The organism is Streptomyces sp. S.PNR 29, from assembly GCF_030386795.1.
In the GTDB taxonomy this organism is placed as follows: Bacteria; Actinomycetota; Actinomycetes; order Streptomycetales; family Streptomycetaceae; genus Streptomyces.
Window position 1 is genome coordinate 564642 of record NZ_JANUQM010000001.1, and the last position, 16129, is coordinate 580770.

A 16129-nucleotide genomic window follows, 5' to 3' on the forward strand; every position below is an offset into this window, starting at 1 on the left:
CGATCGCACCGTGCTACTGTCTATCTCAGTTGCAGGTGTGGTTGCCAGAAGGTTCATTTCCGACGGGGTAATCATCACGGCGACACGGAATTCGCACAGGGCGATTTCCTGACACCGCCTCCGAAGGAGAAATGATATGGCTACCGGCACCGTAAAGTGGTTCAACGCGGAAAAGGGCTTCGGCTTCATCGAGCAGGACGGCGGCGGCGCCGACGTCTTCGCCCACTACTCGAACATCGCCACCCAGGGCTTCCGCGAGCTGCTGGAAGGCCAGAAGGTGTCGTTCGACATCGCGCAGGGCCAGAAGGGCCCGACGGCCGAGAACATCGTTCCCGCCTGACACCGGCGCTGACGCATTACTTCGCAGCTGGGGCCCGCACCTCTGGGGTGCGGGCCCCAGCTCGCTGCTTTTCAGGGCGCGCGACGGGAGGGCTCCACCGCATCACCGACCGGTGAAACATTCCCCGTCGGCCCGACTCGCCCCATATCGACTTCGGTTCGTCTCGAGATTCTCTGCGCCGCTCATTTGGCGCGGAAATTCCTTGATGCGTGCCCCATCAAGGAAGGTTCCGCATGAAGCGTGCCCGCACATCCCGCACACCCCGCGCATATGACCGCTTCGGAGGAGGTGCCGGCGCCAACCGCTCCGGTGGTCAGCGCCACTCAAAGGGCTCCGGAAACCGCCAGGCCGGACGGGCCGTACAGGGCGAGTTCGCGCCGCCGAAGACGGTCACGCCCGCGCTGCCCGCCGTCGGGTCGTTCGCCGACCTCGCCATGCCCGAGCGGCTGTTGGCCACGCTCGGCCACGAAGGCGTGACCGTACCGTTCCCGATTCAGGCGGCGACCCTACCGAACTCCCTGGCCGGTCGTGACGTACTCGGCCGTGGCCGCACCGGCTCGGGCAAGACCCTCGCCTTCGGCCTCGCCCTACTGGCCCGTACGGCGGGGCGGCGTGCCGAGCCACGGCAGCCGCTCGCCCTCGTCCTCGTCCCCACCCGCGAGCTCGCCCAGCAGGTCACCGACGCGCTCACTCCGTACGCCCGCTCCGTGAGCCTGCGGCTGGCCACCGTCGTCGGCGGAATGTCCATCGGCAGGCAGGCCGGTGCGCTGCGCTCCGGGGCCGAGGTGGTCGTCGCCACGCCCGGGCGGCTCAAGGACCTCATCGACCGGGGCGACTGCCGGCTGGACGGTGTCGGCATCACGGTCCTCGACGAGGCCGACCAAATGGCCGACATGGGTTTCTTGCCCCAGGTCACCGCCCTGCTCGACCAGGTGCGTCCCGACGGGCAGCGGATGCTCTTCTCGGCCACCCTGGACCGCAACGTCGACCTGCTGGTCCGCCGCTACCTGACGGATCCGGTAGTCCACTCCGTCGACCCGTCGTCGGGCGCGGTCACCACGATGGAGCACCACGTACTCCACGTGCACGACACGGACAAGCATCGGACGACCACCGAGATCGCGGCGCGAGACGGTCGAGTGATCATGTTCCTGGACACCAAGCACGCGGTGGACCGGCTGACCAAGCACCTGCTGAGCAGCGGTGTCCGCGCCGCGGCCCTGCACGGTGGCAAGTCCCAGCCGCAGCGCACGCGGACCCTGGCCCAGTTCAAGAGCGGGCAGGTGACGGTCCTGGTGGCGACCAACGTCGCGGCGCGTGGTATCCACGTCGACAACCTCGACCTGGTCGTCAATGTGGATCCGCCCAGTGACCACAAGGACTACCTGCACCGCGGCGGTCGTACGGCCCGCGCCGGCGAGTCCGGCAGCGTCGTCACCCTGGTGACCCCTGACCAGCGTCGCGGCATGAGCCGACTGATGGCTTCGGCGGGGATCACCCCCCGGATCGCGCAGGTGCGGTCGGGCGAGGTGGAGCTGAGCCGCATCACAGGTGCCCAGGCCCCTTCTGGTGTTCCGGTCGTCGTCCCCGCGCCGGGCGTGGAACGTCCCCGCGGCGAGTCTTCTTCGTCCCAGGGCCGTCGGGGTCGCCGGGGCCACGCCGGACAGGGCCGGCCCGTCGGTGAAGCGGAGCGCCGCAGGACACAGCGGCGGACCGGCTTCGGCGCGGCCGCCTAGAGACGCCGTGATCATCAGCCCATCCCCTTCCGCCAGGAGGCACTCATGACGACGGCTCAGCCACAGCACCCGGTAGCGGATCGCTCCCGCAAGGCCGTGGTCGACGACAGGGACGCGTCCGGACCTCGGGTCCGTGACGACATGACGGTCGAGGTGGCTCTGTCCCTCATGGCCGGTGCCCGTGTCGATCACCTCGTCCTGTGCGACGGGGACGACCAGAGCACGGGCCTGATCACCCTGGCCCGACTCGCCGTTCTCCGCTACAGCCCCGCCTACACGGACCGGATCCGTCTACGGGACGTCCTCGCCGGACCCCAGAATCCTGCCGGGGGCACAACGCGTTACGCCGCTGACCTGGGGCTTCTCCCCCAGGAGGCATGCTGGTCGGCCTCGCACTCCCCGTCCGGGGCCGTTGTGCGGGAGCGGGCGGAGAGTTGATCTCCCGAATACCTCCCAGGGGATCTGCATCATCCGGCACCGACTCCGAGCCGATCCGGGCATGCCGTACGTGAAGTCACAGCCGGTCCGGCACCGGCTGCGGGCCCGGCGCCTTCTGGGGCCAGGGCGGCAGCAGCGGGCTCGATCAGTCTCAGCGCACCCACCCTCTCCAGCGCCGGGTCCGGGACCGCAGGCCCCGACCGCGGGTGACGCCCGTCGTCGCCGCGCGTGCCCGGGATCACGGCATGGGCATGAATTCGGGCAGGGTGAGGGCCGAATGGGCCGGTCGTCCCGCCGCTGAGGGCCTGGAGCTGAGGTTGCGCAGCATGTCGTTGCGCTGCTCCAGGGCTCGGGCCGTGGTGGGGAAGAGCGTGGCGTCGCCCTCGCCGACCTGTTCCTGGTTGACGGTCACAAACTCACGGGTGTTGTGTTCGTAGGCGGCGAAGCCCGCGGCGTGGTCCCGGTCGGCCAGGGAACCGGCGAGCATGTACGCGCCGACGAGCGCGAGGCTGGTGCCCTGTCCGGTAAGGAACGAGGGCGCGTACGCGGCGTCGCCCACCAGCGCGACTCTGCCGCTGGACCAGCGGGGCATGCGGATCTGGCTGACCGCGTCGAAGAACAGGTCATCTGCGTCGCGCATGGCGGCAATCATGCCCGGGACCTCCCATCCTGCGTCGGCGAAGACCGCGGCGACCAGGGCCCGTTGGGCTTCCAGGTTCCGGAACGCGTCGAACTGCGGTTGCGGGTGGGCGAAGTTCAGGAAGGCGTGCACTTCGTCGTTGTCCCCTACGGCGTACAGTGCCGCGGCTCTGCCCGGGGTGTTCCACATCATGGTCTCGTGGGAGAGCCCCAAGGTGTTGCGCATGGTGAACACGGCGAAGCAGTAGCCGAGGTACCGGTGGAACTGCTCTTCGGGCCCGAACAGGAACTCGCGGGTACGTGAGTGCAGACCATCCGCACCGAGCACCATGTCGAACGTACGCCTGCTGCCCCCGCGGAAGGTGACGTCGACCCCGCGGCCGGACTGGTCGAGGGTGTCGATGGAGTCGTTGAACAAGAACTCCACGTCGTCACGGACCGCCGTGTAGAGCGCGTCGGTCAGATCCCCGCGCCGCACCTCCAGGTCCCGTCCCGCGACTCCGCCGGTGACGGTGTGCGGGTTGACCGAAGTCACCTCGCTGCCGTCCCTGTCGAGGAAGGTCAGCCGGCGCAGGTCGATGTGCGCGTCCCGCAGCCGCGGCAGGATTCCCATCCTCCGGACGACCTCGAGCGCGGTGCCGCGCACGTCGATGGGGTAACCACCGTCACGAAGTGTGCCCGCCTTCTCGACCACCGTGACCGCGAATCCGTAGCGGTTCAGCCAGAACGCGAGGGCGGACCCGGCGACGCCGGCCCCGGATATCAGGACCTTGCGCCTCGGCGTGGTACGGACGCCCCTCGACAGCTCAGTTCGGGTCATTCCTGGACTCCTTTGCTCATGGTCCGCGCGACAAGCAGGGACAGCGCCGTGACGGCGCCGGCTATGACGAAGCCGGTGACGAAGGCCGATGGGGCCGGGACATCCGAGCCGGAAGGGGTCCCGGCGGTGAGGAGCGCACCACCGAACTGCGCACCCACGGCGTAGCCGATCACGCGAGTCACCAGGACCAGGCTGGTGGCGATGCCGGTGTCACGCTGATCGACGGAAGTCGCGGTGGTGGTCACCATCGCCGTGACGCACAGGCCGTTGGCGAGCGAGATCATCATCTTGCCGATGACGAGGTGCCAGACCTCGGTGTGCACGGCTGCCATGGCGATCAGGGCGGCAGCCAGGATGACGATCCCGGCGGTGACCACGGCACGCGAGCCGAACCGCCGCGCCCCGATCCCGCCGATCGGTCCGGCCAGCGACGCGGCCACGGCGCCGGGCAGAAGGAAGAAGCCGATCTCGGTGGCGCTGGCCCCGAAACCGTACTCGCCGACGGGCACGGCGAACAGTTGCGGGACGAGGTAGACCGCCATTGAGGTGCCGACGCAGATCACGAACGTCAGCACGCACGACTTCCACATCGCGGGCCGTGCCAGCATGCGCAGATCGATCATCGGTGAGGCCGCGCGACGCTCAACGGCTGTCCATCCGGTCACGAAGGCGGCCAGCACCACGATGAGGGCGGCGAACACGAGCGGCTGCGAGCCGAGTTCGGGCGCCATCGCGAGCACGAGCATGAGCGTGACCAGCATCCCGCTCAGCAGAAGCAGGCCGGGCCAGTCGACCCCGGTGTCGTCCTTGCGGCCCGGCGGATCATGCGGCATCAGGCTGTTCACCAGGATGGTGGATCCGATGACCGCGATCGTCGGCAGCGCGAACATCCAGTGCCGGGACAGGGTTTCCGCCACGGGCCCGGCCGACAGCGTTCCCGCCATCCCGCCCCCCACGAACAGCCCGCTGACCGTCCCGATGGCCACCTTCGACTCTCCCTCGGGGAGGTGTTTGCGCACCACGATGAACGACAGGGGCAGCGCGCCCACCATCGCCCCCTGCAGTACCTGGCCGAGCAGCAGCACAGGCAGGTTCGGCGCCAGGGCGGACACCAGACCACCGGCACAGACCACCGCCATCAGTCGGATCAGAACTCGTTTTCCGCCGTAGCGGTCGCCGAACTTGCCTGCGACCGGTGTGACGAGCGCGCCGGTGATGAGGAGCACGATGCTGAGTAACGCCCCTTCGGCCGGACTCATATCCAGCTCGCGTTGCAGGAGCGGGAGCGTCGGCGACACCACCGACTCCAGGGCACCAGTGGCGACTGCCAGCATGCCGAGGGCAGCGACAGCGGCCTTCCCGATGCGGACCGGGGGAGCCAGAGTTGCGGTCATGGACGTCCTTTCCGTCATTGCCGGGCGGGAGGGTGCCGGCGGTACGCCTGGTGCTGCCGCCTTGCCGGGCCGGCGCGGACTCAGCGGCCATTCAGGCGGGGCGCGGTGTGTCGTGCTTTGTGAACAGGTCCGAGGTCGTCCGGCGGGGTGAACCCGGCCAAGCGGTACCCGAAGTGACGATGCACGGCTCCGCCGGGCGTGGCGGGGCCCGAGGACTGCGGCGCCCGCCGAGGCAGTACTACACTACACCGTGCAGTGTAATACCGTTAGGATGTGCCCATGCCGACCACGAAGACACTGCGCGAGGGGTCCGCGCGGAAGCGGGCCGCGATCCTCTCGGCGGCCCGGGAACTCTTCCTCGCCGACGGCTTCGACCGGTCCAGCGTCGACGCGATCGCCGCCCGGGCCGAGGTGTCAAAGCGGACGGTCTACGACTACTTCGGCGACAAGCGGACGCTGCTGCAAGCAGTCGTCGACGCCGTCGGCCAGTCACTGATCACCACGATCCGGCGCACCCTCGACGACACCCTCACCGACCACACCGACGCCGCCGACCTCGAGGACGCCCTGGTCACGTTCTCGATGCGCATCGCGACCGACATGCTCGGCTCGGCGGAGTACGCAACGCTGCAACGACTGGTCCGGGCGGAATCCCGCCACCTGCCGCACCGGGGCTACAACTCCATGGCCGACACGCCCGACGAGGCGATCGCCGAGCGGTTCGCCGCCTTCGCCGCGGCCGGGCTGCTCGACGTCCCCGACCCCCGACTCGCGGCCGACCAGTTCATCGCTCTGACCTTCGGAGTCGCGCTGGACAGGCTCGGTTCCGCGAATGCCGCGGAGGACACTCGCGTCCGGCCACTCATCGTTGAGGGAGTGCGGACCTTTCTCCGGGCATACCGAACCATGTAGGGCTGGGGCAGCACGAAAGAACAGTGCGCCGTCAGCCCACGTTTCCTCCTCTACTCCTCCCTCTTCAGCTCTTACGGGCTCAATCGGATTGACCGTCTCTGCCGCTCCACAACCACGCCGGCAGCGATACTGCCCTGGAAGCATTGGCGTTTTCCGCGGCAGACAAGAAGGCACGCGCGTGAGCGATGCGATGCGGCTATCGCCGCCCTCGCCGCCGGCCTACTGTCACCGATAGCGACCATCGTGCTCGTCGTCGTCACGCTCGCAGGTGCCCTGCCGGTCTACCGCCGGGTCGCCGAGGAGAGCCCACAGCGAGGGTTCGATCGCGATGCTGGAGTGTGGATCAGGGAATCGCGGCGCTCCTGGGGCCGCCGTAGGTGTCGTTGGAACCGTCTCTGCATCGGCTATATCCGGGCGGCCGAGCCGTCAGCAGATACGAGCCCAGGCCAGTGTCGACCACATGCACTGGCGCGTGCAGGCCCGGCGCGACGCCTACAGCGCCCGTTCATCGCCGCCACGGGCGGGGACATGGGCGCCTTCGGCAGTGCGGACCGCTTGGCCGGCTTCGCCGGCCTGGCCCCGCAGCCCCGCGACTCCGGCCGCGTCAGTGGCAATCTGCACAGACCCCGCCGCTACCACCGCGGGCTGCTGCGGGCGATGTACTTGTCTGCCCTGGCAAGCCTCAAGTGCTGCCCCGCCTCCAAGGCGTACTACCAGCGAAAGCGGAGCGAGGGGAAGGGGCACAAGCAGGCCCTCCTAGCCCTCGCCCGCGGACGCGTCAACGTTCTGTGGGCAATGATCCGTGACCGAGAGTGCTACCAAGTTCCACTCCTCGTCGCAGTCGCAGCTTGACATCAGCATTGGGAAGTCCCGTAACTCCTGGTCAGAAGGTCGGCCAGGGTGCGGAAACCGTGTAGCTGCCGAGTTGGCCGTGCCTGTATCGTCCGGTCTTCCGAACTGCCGTGCGACTTACCTTCAGAGAGCGATAGAGATGACCAGCCAGCAAGCAACGACGACCCTGTGGCGCCCCACCGGCCCCAAGGAGCTGGATCTGGTTCGTGAGCTGAACTGGCGGTCTTGGCCGCCCCGGCTACCTGAGCAGCCGATCTTCTACCCGGTCCTCAACGAGGACTACGCGGTCAAGATCGCGCGGGACTGGAACGTGAAGCACGATGGTGCCGGCTTCGTCACCCGTTTTGAGGTCGAGTCGGAGTTCTTGAGCCGGTACCCCATCCAGCAGGCCGGCGGGCAGACGATCCTCGAGCTCTGGGTTCCGGCCGAGGAGTTGGACGACTTCAACGCCCACATCGTCGGCGAGATCCAGGTGGTCCACGAGTTCCGCTGAGGTGGAGGAGCCTGGGTGCGGACGCGGTCCGCAAGGGCCGGCCGTGGAGCCCTCTGCTGAAGGACCGGGCTCTGCTGGTCGCGGCTTACCGGCGCACGAACCTGGCGGGAACCAGGCCGTCGGCAAGCCGGTCAGACCCGTTGCTGCTCAGTCAGAGGTCACCCCGCAATACCTGTTGACAACCCGAAACTTCCCAGGCTCAGCGCTTGGACGCCAGGCGGCTATGAACATTGCTGGGAAGCGTGCAGTCGAGATGCGTTTCAGGCAGCGCCCCAATACCACACGACCTGGGCCACCGTATGGGGATTGGCAAACCTTCCTAATGGCGTCGCTCTGTCCACGACCCTGTCTCCTGCTAACGACTTGTTAAAGGGGAGCTACCGTCATGGTGTACGTGCGCACCAGCACGCTCGACTGGATTGAAGACACCGTCGACAACAACAACGGCGCTGCCGTGATCCGAAACGCCTGGGTACGTGATCGAGAGGGGATGGACCGACTGAGGCTCACGCGCCTCCAGGCCGTTCGGAACCTGATCGTGCGCCGCCGAGGGCTGCGCACCTTCCCCGATCGCTTGCTTCACTCCGGGGAGAACTGGTCATTCGTCGTCTACCGGCCTGAGCTGCTCGTCGTGGACGTCGGTGTCCTCGCTGCCGACCCCGAGAAGCGCGCGGCGCTCGATTACGTCATGGAGGCCCTCAAACAGAGCGCCGCAGACCAGTTCCTCGTCAATGAGTACCGATTCAGGAACAAGCTGCTCAAGATTTCGTCGGCACACCCTGAGGTCCACTGGAAGTTCAAACAACAGGACTCCGTTGCATAGGCGACAACGGGTGAGACCGGTTTCCCTGCGCGCAATGTCTCAGTTTCCGTCGATCGAACCCGGTGCGCGGTCGTCCAGAGCGCCAAAGGCCACGAGCCAGGGCGCGACAAGGTCCAGCCGCACGCCTACGTTGAGGCAGCCGTGGGGTGTCGACTACGACACGACAACCTCCGCGTTCCGCCGCTATCTGCGGCACCACGGGAAGCGCGCGAACCTGCGGATGAACGTTCGCGCCGAAGGCGACACGGTTCGGATTCGCCCGGTGCCCGCCCGGAGTGCGCGTCTTTTCCACGAGTACGACCCGGAGCAGCACCCGCTTCCGCACGGTCACTCTGCCGACTGATGCCGGCGACGGCCGAAAGACGGCGGCAGCGAGGTCGATGGCTTCTGGAGCGACGCTCGGAAGTCGCACGATCTGTGGTGCTGAGAGGCCATCGGTCCGTACGCTGGTTGGGCCTCGTCTCTGAGAGGGGGGCGCCTCATCGCATTGGGCGAAGGGACGCACCCCAGAGATGAGGTGGAGAGATGGGAAAGACGCAGAGCTCCCCGGAAGGCAAGGGGAAGGTCCGCGAGATCGCCGGCCGCTTCGCGATCGCACTCGGGGCTCGTGCCCTGTGGGCGGTTGTCGAGAGGCTGCTCGGCCAGCACATCGAGGGATGACCCGGGGGCGTTCCCCCGTGCACCCGGGTGAGAAGAGGTCCTGTCGGTGGCTGTCCCAACTCCCTTTCCCTGAGACGGTCCCCCTCTCTGCCTCAGGGTCCAACAGCGCGGCGGGGCCGTCGCCCGGCCGCGTCTCCGGGACGTCTGGAAAGGCGCGAGACGTCCGGAAAAGCGCCTTCCCCGAGCCGGTGCGCTCACCCGATCCGGCGGTCCAGGTCGTAGGCGGCGCTGATCAGCGCCAGATGCGTGAAAGCCTGGGGAAAGTTGCCGAGTTGCTCACCCGTCGGGCCGATCTCCTCCGAGTACAGCCCGACGTGGTTGGCGTAGGTGAGCATCTTCTCGAAGGCCAGTTGCGCCTCGTCGAGCCGGCCGGCTCGGGCGAGTGCCTCCACCCACCAGAAGGAGCACATCGAGAAGGTCGCCTCGGTGCCGGCGAGCCCGTCGGGTGACGCTTCCGCGTTGTAGCGGTAGACGAGGCTGTCGGAGACCAGTTCGGCGGTGATGGCGTCGAGCGTGGACATCCAGCGCGGGTCGGTGGGCGCGACGAACTTGCACAGGGGCATGAGCAGCAGGGAGGCGTCGAGCACGTCGGTGTCGTAGTGCTGGACGAACGCCCGGCGGGTGGAGGTCCAGCCGCGGTTCATGATCTGGTGGTAGATGGTGTCCCGGACGGCCATCCAGCGCGGGAGGTCGGCGGGCAGGCCGCGCTGACGGGCGATGCGGATCGCGCGCTCGACCGCGACCCAGCTCATCAGCCGGGAGTACGTGTAGTTCCGCCGGCCGCCGCGTGTCTCCCAGATCCCTTCGTCGGGCTGGTCCCAGTGGTCCATCAGCCACTCGAGGTTGTGGGTGAGCTCCATCCAGCCGTCGTGGTAGAGGGGCCGCCCGTACTTGTTGCAGAGGTAGACGGAGTCCATCAGCTCGCCGTAGATGTCGAGCTGCAGCTGGGTCGCCGCCCGGTTGCCGATGCGTACCGGCGCCGAGCCCATGTAGCCCTCCAGGTGGGAGAGCTCCTCCTCGGGCAGGTCCGCGCGCCCGTCGATGCCGTACATGATCTGCAAGGGGCCCGACTCGCCGTAGTCGGCCGCGCGGCGGAAGCGGCCCTCCAGCCACTCCATGAAGGCGCCGGCCTCTTCGGTGAACCCGAGCCTGAGCAGTGCGTAGAGCGAGAAGGCGGCGTCGCGCATCCATGTGTAGCGGTAGTCCCAGTTGCGTACGCCGCCGAGCTCTTCCGGCAGGCTTGTCGTGGGGGCGGCCACGATCGCGCCGGTGGGCGCGTAGGTGAGCAGCTTGAGCGTGAGCGCCGAGCGGTGCACCGTTTCCCGCCAGCGCCCGCTGTAGCGCGAGCCGCCCAGCCAACGGCGCCAGAACGCCGCGGTGGCGGCGAACTCGGCGGCGATGCCGGCGTCGGAGGAAGGCTCCTGCGTCTCCCCTGGCCTGATCCGGTCGAGCACGAAGGTGGCCGTCTCCCCGGCCCGGACGGTGACCCGCGCGCGGATGTCGCCGTCGCCCACGATCTGGAGCGGGTGGCGCGTCCAGAGGCCGAGTTGCAGCTCGGGAGAGCGGAAGAGCGCACCGTGCGGGGTGAGTTGGACCTCATGGCGGGCGCGCGCGTAGTCGAAGCGGGGGGCGACGTCGACGACGAAACGCATCTGTCCGCGCACGGCGAGCACCCGGCGGATCATGCGGTGGCGGTGCGCCGCCTCACCGGTTCGCGGTGGGGGCATGAAGTCCTGCACCTCCCCCACCCCGTCGGGCGTGAGGAAGCGCGTGATGAGGATGGCGGTGTCGGGAAGGTACAGCTGCTTGGCGGTCCAGCCACCGCGGTCGGGCGCGATGCGGAACAGTCCCCCGCGGTCGGCGTCGAGGATCGCCCCGAAGACGCTGGGCGAGTCGAACTGCGGGCAGCAGTACCAGTCGATCGTCCCGTCGCTGCCGACGAGCGCGACGGTGTGCAGGTCGCCGATCAGGCCGTGCTCGGCGATGGGCAGGTAGCGGCCCCGCGCTGCCTGCCGCGCTCCGCCGGACGCCGTCTCCTCCGCTCGGCCGGCAGCGCCGTCGCGCACCATCTGCGAGCACCCTCCTCGGCCTCGGCCCCGGCTCAGGGCACGAGCACGAGCTTTCCCTTCGCCGCCGAGCGTTCGAGCATCTCGTGCGCGCGACGAGCCTCGGACAGCGGCAGACGTTCGGCCACGACGGGGTGGATCCTGTGTTCGCGGAGCAGCGTGAGCAGCGCACGGAAGTCCTCCCGGAACCGGTCCGGGTCGCGGGGACCTCCACCCACGGGAAGCGCCGGATGGCCGCCGGCCACGGGGAGCAGCTGGCGGTGGCGACCGTGCAGTCTCTGGATCCGGTAGGCGAGCACCCGCCGGCTGGGCGAGAGCAGGCTCCAGAGCCCGACGGCCGCGGTCGCCGCGTACCACTCCGCCCATGCCCGCCAGTTCTTGTGCCCGTGCTCAAGCGTGGCGTAGTGGCCGTACACGACAAGCCGTCCGCCGGGCCGCAGCGCGCGGAAGGAGCGCAGCGACACCGCGCCGCCGAGCCCGTCGAGCACGACGTCGACGCCTTTCCCGGGGAGCTCGCGCACCCGCTTGAGGAAGTCCTCGTTGCGGTAGTCGATCGCCATCGCGCCGAGCTGTTCGACCTTGGCGAGGTCGCGGGCGGACGCGGTTCCACAGAGGCGGAGCCCGGCGGCCGCTCCGAGTTCGAGGATCGCGGTGCCCACCCGGCCGGCGGCACCGTGCACGAGCACCGATTCGCCGCTCCTCACCTTCGCCACGCGGTGCAGCAGCTGGTAGGCGGTCATGTAGGTGAAGACGAGGTTCAGGACCTCGGCCGGATCGAGGTTCTCGGGTACCTCGACCGCCTCCGCCTCCGGCACGCAGACGCGCTCCGCGTCGGCGCCCCACACCGTCAGCGCGCCGACGCGGTCCCCGACGCGCAGCCGCGAACAGCCCGGGCCGAGCTCCTCGACGACGCCGACGAGCTCGTAGCCGGGCGTGAACGGCGGCTTCGGTACGCCGAGATACGTGCCGGCGCGCAGCTGGGCGTCGGTGAACGACACGCCTGCGGCCAGCACCCTGACGCACACCTCACCAGGCCCCGGTCGGGGATCGTCGTCCTCCACGACCCTCAAGACCTCAGGACCGCCGAAATGATCAACGACGACGCGCTTCATGTTTTTCAGCGTAGGTGGGCTGCCCCGCCCTCGCATCCGATCCATTCCGGGTCCGGATATGTGCCGACGGCCACAGCGGACGGGGTGCCCGTGGGCTCATACTGAGTCATGACAAAGCCGAAGCGTCATTTGCCCACCAGCCCCTTCAAGGCTCCGGTCACACCTGCTCCCAAGCACTTCGCCCTGGGCGACCAGGTCACACACGACGTGTACGGCCTCGGCCGGGTGATCGGCATCGAGGACGGAATCGCGGCGCTGGTGGATTTCAGCTCGGCGCAAGTGCGGATCTTGAGCCCGTACGCCAAGATGACCAAGCTGTAGGACCGCTGTGCCCGGTCACGGCACACCAGGCCCCTTCGGGGGCCTGTACCGAAAGAGAGACCTCTCATCGATCTGACGCCGCTGTTCTCCGCCCCGGAGGGGCAACCCCGCTGCTCCACGGCAGCATCGCCGCCTCCGACGACAAACCCCTTCCAAGCCCCCGAGTTCGGGCCCGACGAGACTGCGCCGTTCGAGAGCGCACAGGAGCCCGCCCCGGGCATGCGTGCGGCGCGACGCAAGGCTGCTTAGCTCCACGAACGACGGTGGCCGCGCCACCTGCCGCCGGCCGTCGTCGGCGTTCAGCCGAGGCCTTCGTGATCAGGTTGTGGTCTTCGGCTGCGGCTCGGCGCCTCGGGCGCGCAGTTGCTCGTTGATGCGCTGGGCTTCTTCCAGCTGGTCTTCGAGGATGACGATGCGGCAGGCGGCCTCGATGGGGGTTCCCTGGTCGACGAGTTCGCGGGCGCGGGCGGCGATACGCAGCTGGTAGCGGGAGTAGCGGCGGTGGCCGCCTTCGGAGCGCAGGGGGGTGATCAGGCGGTGTTCGCCGAGGGCGCGGAGGAAGGCGGGGGTGGTGCCGAGCATCTCGGCGGCCCGGCCCATCGTGTAGGCGGGATAGTCGTCGTCGTCCAGAGGGGCGACGGGGCGGGTACTGCGAGGGGGCATAGACCTCTTCTTCCGGGGGACGCGTCGGGGGGCCCGGGTGCCGTACCGGCACCCGGGCCCCGAGCTTTCAACACCATCTCTACCGGCGCACTGCGCCGGCCTTCTTTGTCCGCAGGTTCCGCCAGAGGGGGCGGGGCTGCGGGGATCGCGGATGCGTGACCGGGGACCACCTTCCAATCCGGGGCCTGCGGTACCCGGGCGGACTTCTTCCTCGCCCGGGCGATCCTTGATGGCGTTCTGCTCCTTACCTTCGGTTACTCGGTGTACTGCTGGATATCACGGGTACTGCTCGCGGCCCACGGGCCGCTTCCTGCTCGGACCTGCTCGCACGGCGGTTCGTGTCTGCCGTGCCCTCTTCGACTTCCTGGGTACGACAGAAACAGTAACTCCGCTAGGGGCCAATGTCTACCGTCACCGCTACAGATTTTCTTCAAGGGTGATCCACGTCCGAGGGCAGCCCGCCGGACGGCAGCCCGCCGGACGGCAGCCCGCAGGCGAGGCAGGCGGCTCGGGGATGCCGCCCTCACCTCCCGGGTGCGAGAAATCCGTCGCACCTGCCCGCCTCTCCCGATACGGTCTCGGGCGTGTGCCCGCCGCGGGGCCCTGAGTTCCGCGCCCGGCCGCCCCGGCAGTTCCGGCCCTGAGAGCAGGTTTCGTCCATGGCATGTCGCATCAGTGAGCTCGTACTCGGTTGCCGCGACCGGACGCCGAGCTCGAACGCCTCCTGAAGCTCGGGGCGCGCCCGGCCGACATCGGCCAGACCGGCGAGGAGCAGTGGCACGTTCTCGCCGACCCCGAGGGCGATGATTTCTGCCTGCTCAAGGCCCGCCTCACCCCCCTGTGACGGCTCTGTGTCCCCGGCCCTGCCGCTAGCATGCCTCCCTCTGGGTCGAGCCGACGAAAATTCGGGGGCGATCTGCGCAACGATGCGGAACACTCGGGGGCCGACCGATGAGTTCTGCCAGGCGTGCCGGTCTGCATCGGTGTCCCCAACCCACGTCCGGCCGGCGGCCCTTGGCTGCGAGGCGACTGCGACCAGGAACCCCAGCGAGGTGCTGCCATGTCAGCTGCGATCCAAGAACGGCCGGCCGTACAGGCGGGCCGCACACCGACGGTGGTGCGGCTACTGGTGCTGGCCACGTTCGTGGTGATCCTCAACGAGACCATCATGATCAACGCGATCCCGCGGTTGATGGACTCGTTGCGCATCACCGAGCAGTCGGCGCAGTGGGTGTCCACCGCCTTCATGCTGACCATGGCCGCCGTCATTCCGATCACCGGATGGTTCCTGCAGCGGGCCACCACCCGTCAGGCCTACGCCATCGCGATGGGCGTGTTCCTCGCGGGTACCGCCCTGTCGGCCGTCGCCCCGTCCTTCGAGGTGCTGCTGCTGGGCCGGATCGTGCAGGCCGCGGGCACAGCCGTCATGATGCCCCTCCTGATGACCACGTTGATGATCGTGGTGCCCGAGCATGACCGAGGCCGTGTGATGGGCAACGTCACCCTGGCGATCTCGGTGGCGCCCGCGCTCGGCCCCGCCGTGTCCGGGCTGATCCTGCAGGTCGGTTCCTGGCGGCTGCTGTTCGTGGTCGTCCTGCCGATCGCAGCCCTGGTGACCCTGTTCGGGCTGCGCAAGGTGGAGAACATAGGCGACCCGCAGGTGAGCTCCATCGACTGGCTCAGCGTCGGTGTGGCGGCGCTCGGCTTCGGCGGCCTGGTGTACGGCCTGAGCCTCTTCGGCGACCGTGACGGGCTCGCCGCCGGCATTGCCGTCTCCGGGCTCGCGGCCATCGCGGTCTTCGTGATCCGCCAGCTCAGGCTGCAACGCACCGGTGTGCCTCTGATGGATCTGCGCATCCTCGGCCACCGCACCTACAGCCTGTCCTTGGCCCTCATGTCCATCGGGTTCCTCGCGATGCTCGGCTCGATGATCCTGCTGCCGCTGTACCTGCAGAACCTGCGCGGACTCAGCCCGCTGGAGACCGGCCTGCTGCTCATGCCGGGCGGTCTGATCATGGGACTGCTGGGACCGACCGCCGGAAAGGTGTTCGACAAGTTCGGCAGTCGCCCCTTGGTGCTGCCCGGCTCGATCGGCATGGTGCTCGCCCTCGGCGGGTTCACCCAGGTCTCGATGACGATGCCGTACTGGCAGGTGCTGGGACTGCACGCACTGCTGATGGTCAGCCTGGCGGCGACGTTCACGCCGGTCTTCACGCTCGGCATGGGCGCGCTTCCGCCCCACCTGTACTCCCACGGCAGCTCGATGCTCGGCACCCTGCAGCAGGTCGCCGCGGCCTTCGGAACCGCGCTGGTGGTGACCGTGATGTCCGCGCGCGCCGATCACCTGGCCGACGACGGTGTCGCCGCCGTGCCCGCACAGGTCGGCGGGATGAAGCTGGCCTTCGGCGTCGCGGCCGCCCTCGCCCTGGTGACGATCGTGGTCGCGGCGAGGCTGCCGCGCCGGATCGCGGGTGACGGCGCCCGGGACCACGGCAGCGCCGAAGCGGCCCCGTCCGCCGGCGGACACCCCGGCCAGGGTGAGCCCGCCACGGCCGACGAGACCTGACGGGCACACAGCGACCACAGTCGTCAATTGTGGTCGCGCAGGAAGGCGGGGATCTCGCCGCGGGTCGGGGAGTTCGGCAGGGGAGCCGGCTTGTCCTGGAGGAATACGGTGACGACGACGGCGGCTCGGTTGTCGTTGTCGTCGAGGCCGTTCCACCTGTGGTGTCCTACACCGGGCAGGGTGAGAAGCCCAAACTGCATGAGGCCGAATGCCGCAGCGCACCGGGGGACGTGTGCCGGCTCACCGGCGCCGCGACAGCATGCCCCGCCGAGCGACGACCCGACGGGGCGAAGC

At 68.8% G+C, this 16129-nt stretch carries 15 protein-coding genes and 3 pseudogenes; 12 read left to right on the top strand and 6 right to left on the bottom strand.

The window, feature by feature from the left end; all coding sequences use genetic code 11:
• Positions 1–136 precede the first annotated feature (136 nt).
• The 3 genes from NW895_RS02805 (at position 137) to NW895_RS02815 (ending at position 2514) form a co-directional block, all read left to right on the top strand.
• Positions 137–340, top strand: a complete 204-nt coding sequence (locus tag NW895_RS02805) for a cold-shock protein (protein ID WP_028799214.1) — start codon at positions 137–139, stop codon at positions 338–340.
• Positions 341–573: 233 nt separating this feature from the next.
• Positions 574–2076 carry a DEAD/DEAH box helicase gene (locus tag NW895_RS02810; RefSeq protein WP_289933450.1) on the top strand — a complete coding sequence of 501 codons (1503 nt, stop codon included), beginning with the start codon at positions 574–576 and terminating at the stop codon, positions 2074–2076.
• A 45-nt stretch (positions 2077–2121) separates the two neighbouring features.
• Positions 2122–2514: a CBS domain-containing protein gene (locus NW895_RS02815; RefSeq protein WP_289933451.1), complete on the top strand. Its 393-nt coding sequence runs from the start codon at positions 2122–2124 to the stop codon at positions 2512–2514.
• A gap of 238 nt (positions 2515–2752) precedes the next feature.
• Here NW895_RS02815 and NW895_RS02820 read toward each other — a convergent pair whose 3' ends face one another.
• Both NW895_RS02820 and NW895_RS02825 read right to left on the bottom strand, forming a co-directional pair.
• Complete coding sequence (locus tag NW895_RS02820; protein ID WP_289933452.1) at positions 2753–3973, bottom strand: FAD-dependent monooxygenase; 1221 nt, start codon at positions 3971–3973, stop codon at positions 2753–2755.
• On the bottom strand, positions 3970–5367 hold the full coding sequence (locus tag NW895_RS02825) for an MFS transporter (RefSeq protein ID WP_289933453.1): 1398 nt from the start codon (positions 5365–5367) through the stop codon (positions 3970–3972). Before NW895_RS02825 ends, NW895_RS02820 begins: the two co-directional genes overlap by 4 nt.
• 279 nt (positions 5368–5646) lie before the next feature.
• On the opposite strand from NW895_RS02825, the gene NW895_RS02830 reads away from it, so the two are divergent.
• From NW895_RS02830 to NW895_RS02855, 6 genes and pseudogenes are all read left to right on the top strand, one after another.
• Positions 5647–6279, top strand: coding sequence for a TetR/AcrR family transcriptional regulator (locus tag NW895_RS02830; protein ID WP_289933454.1), 633 nt, complete (start codon positions 5647–5649; stop codon positions 6277–6279).
• A gap of 504 nt (positions 6280–6783) precedes the next feature.
• Positions 6784–7131, top strand: a pseudogene (locus NW895_RS02835) (transposase); the annotation flags it as partial.
• Positions 7132–7270: 139 nt separating this feature from the next.
• Positions 7271–7624 (top strand): hypothetical protein, encoded by a 354-nt coding sequence (locus NW895_RS02840; RefSeq protein WP_289933455.1) that lies wholly within the window; start codon positions 7271–7273, stop codon positions 7622–7624.
• A gap of 14 nt (positions 7625–7638) precedes the next feature.
• Positions 7639–7728: pseudogene (locus tag NW895_RS02845) on the top strand (IS5/IS1182 family transposase); the annotation flags it as partial.
• Positions 7729–8018: 290 nt separating this feature from the next.
• Positions 8019–8447, top strand: coding sequence for a hypothetical protein (locus NW895_RS02850; RefSeq protein WP_289933456.1), 429 nt, complete (start codon positions 8019–8021; stop codon positions 8445–8447).
• A gap of 525 nt (positions 8448–8972) precedes the next feature.
• A complete protein-coding gene (locus NW895_RS02855) occupies positions 8973–9107 on the top strand; it encodes a hypothetical protein (protein WP_289933457.1) in 135 nt (44 codons plus the stop codon).
• Positions 9108–9301: 194 nt separating this feature from the next.
• On the opposite strand, the gene NW895_RS02860 is transcribed toward NW895_RS02855, so the two are convergent.
• Complete coding sequence (locus NW895_RS02860; protein ID WP_289933459.1) at positions 9302–11176, bottom strand: glycoside hydrolase family 15 protein; 1875 nt, start codon at positions 11174–11176, stop codon at positions 9302–9304.
• A gap of 32 nt (positions 11177–11208) precedes the next feature.
• Entirely contained in the window at positions 11209–12285 is a 1077-nt protein-coding gene (locus NW895_RS02865; RefSeq protein ID WP_289933460.1) for a medium chain dehydrogenase/reductase family protein, read from the bottom strand.
• A 108-nt stretch (positions 12286–12393) separates the two neighbouring features.
• Between NW895_RS02865 and NW895_RS02870 the strand changes: the two genes are divergently transcribed.
• Positions 12394–12606 carry a hypothetical protein gene (locus NW895_RS02870; RefSeq protein WP_289933461.1) on the top strand — a complete coding sequence of 71 codons (213 nt, stop codon included), beginning with the start codon at positions 12394–12396 and terminating at the stop codon, positions 12604–12606.
• A gap of 318 nt (positions 12607–12924) precedes the next feature.
• Here the strand turns inward: NW895_RS02870 and NW895_RS02875 are convergent, their stop codons facing one another.
• The gene (locus NW895_RS02875) at positions 12925–13269 is read right to left on the bottom strand and encodes a MerR family transcriptional regulator (protein ID WP_289933462.1); all 345 of its coding nucleotides are present in this window, start codon (positions 13267–13269) and stop codon (positions 12925–12927) included.
• 703 nt (positions 13270–13972) lie between these two features.
• Here NW895_RS02875 and NW895_RS02880 point away from each other — a divergent pair.
• Positions 13973–14113: pseudogene (locus NW895_RS02880) on the top strand (VOC family protein); the annotation flags it as partial.
• Between the two features lie 216 nt (positions 14114–14329).
• Entirely contained in the window at positions 14330–15835 is a 1506-nt protein-coding gene (locus NW895_RS02885; protein WP_289933463.1) for an MDR family MFS transporter, read from the top strand.
• Positions 15836–15858: 23 nt separating this feature from the next.
• Here the strand turns inward: NW895_RS02885 and NW895_RS02890 are convergent, their stop codons facing one another.
• Complete coding sequence (locus tag NW895_RS02890) at positions 15859–16035, bottom strand: hypothetical protein (protein ID WP_289933464.1); 177 nt, start codon at positions 16033–16035, stop codon at positions 15859–15861.
• Positions 16036–16129: the final 94 nt, after the last annotated feature.

What these genes read in the sequence shown, in the direction of transcription:
- NW895_RS02805 (WP_028799214.1), top strand. Translation starts at nt 137, where the DNA reads ATGGCTACCGGCACCGTAAAGTGGTTCAACGCGGAAAAGGGCTTCGGC.
- NW895_RS02810 (WP_289933450.1), top strand. Translation starts at nt 574, where the DNA reads ATGAAGCGTGCCCGCACATCCCGCACACCCCGCGCATATGACCGCTTC.
- NW895_RS02815 (WP_289933451.1), top strand. Translation starts at nt 2,122, where the DNA reads ATGACGACGGCTCAGCCACAGCACCCGGTAGCGGATCGCTCCCGCAAG.
- NW895_RS02820 (WP_289933452.1), bottom strand. Translation starts at nt 3,973, where the DNA reads ATGACCCGAACTGAGCTGTCGAGGGGCGTCCGTACCACGCCGAGGCGC.
- NW895_RS02825 (WP_289933453.1), bottom strand. Translation starts at nt 5,367, where the DNA reads ATGACCGCAACTCTGGCTCCCCCGGTCCGCATCGGGAAGGCCGCTGTC.
- NW895_RS02830 (WP_289933454.1), top strand. Translation starts at nt 5,647, where the DNA reads ATGCCGACCACGAAGACACTGCGCGAGGGGTCCGCGCGGAAGCGGGCC.
- NW895_RS02840 (WP_289933455.1), top strand. Translation starts at nt 7,271, where the DNA reads ATGACCAGCCAGCAAGCAACGACGACCCTGTGGCGCCCCACCGGCCCC.
- NW895_RS02855 (WP_289933457.1), top strand. Translation starts at nt 8,973, where the DNA reads ATGGGAAAGACGCAGAGCTCCCCGGAAGGCAAGGGGAAGGTCCGCGAG.
- NW895_RS02860 (WP_289933459.1), bottom strand. Translation starts at nt 11,176, where the DNA reads ATGGTGCGCGACGGCGCTGCCGGCCGAGCGGAGGAGACGGCGTCCGGC.
- NW895_RS02865 (WP_289933460.1), bottom strand. Translation starts at nt 12,285, where the DNA reads ATGAAGCGCGTCGTCGTTGATCATTTCGGCGGTCCTGAGGTCTTGAGG.
- NW895_RS02870 (WP_289933461.1), top strand. Translation starts at nt 12,394, where the DNA reads ATGACAAAGCCGAAGCGTCATTTGCCCACCAGCCCCTTCAAGGCTCCG.
- NW895_RS02875 (WP_289933462.1), bottom strand. Translation starts at nt 13,269, where the DNA reads ATGCCCCCTCGCAGTACCCGCCCCGTCGCCCCTCTGGACGACGACGAC.
- NW895_RS02885 (WP_289933463.1), top strand. Translation starts at nt 14,330, where the DNA reads ATGTCAGCTGCGATCCAAGAACGGCCGGCCGTACAGGCGGGCCGCACA.
- NW895_RS02890 (WP_289933464.1), bottom strand. Translation starts at nt 16,035, where the DNA reads ATGCAGTTTGGGCTTCTCACCCTGCCCGGTGTAGGACACCACAGGTGG.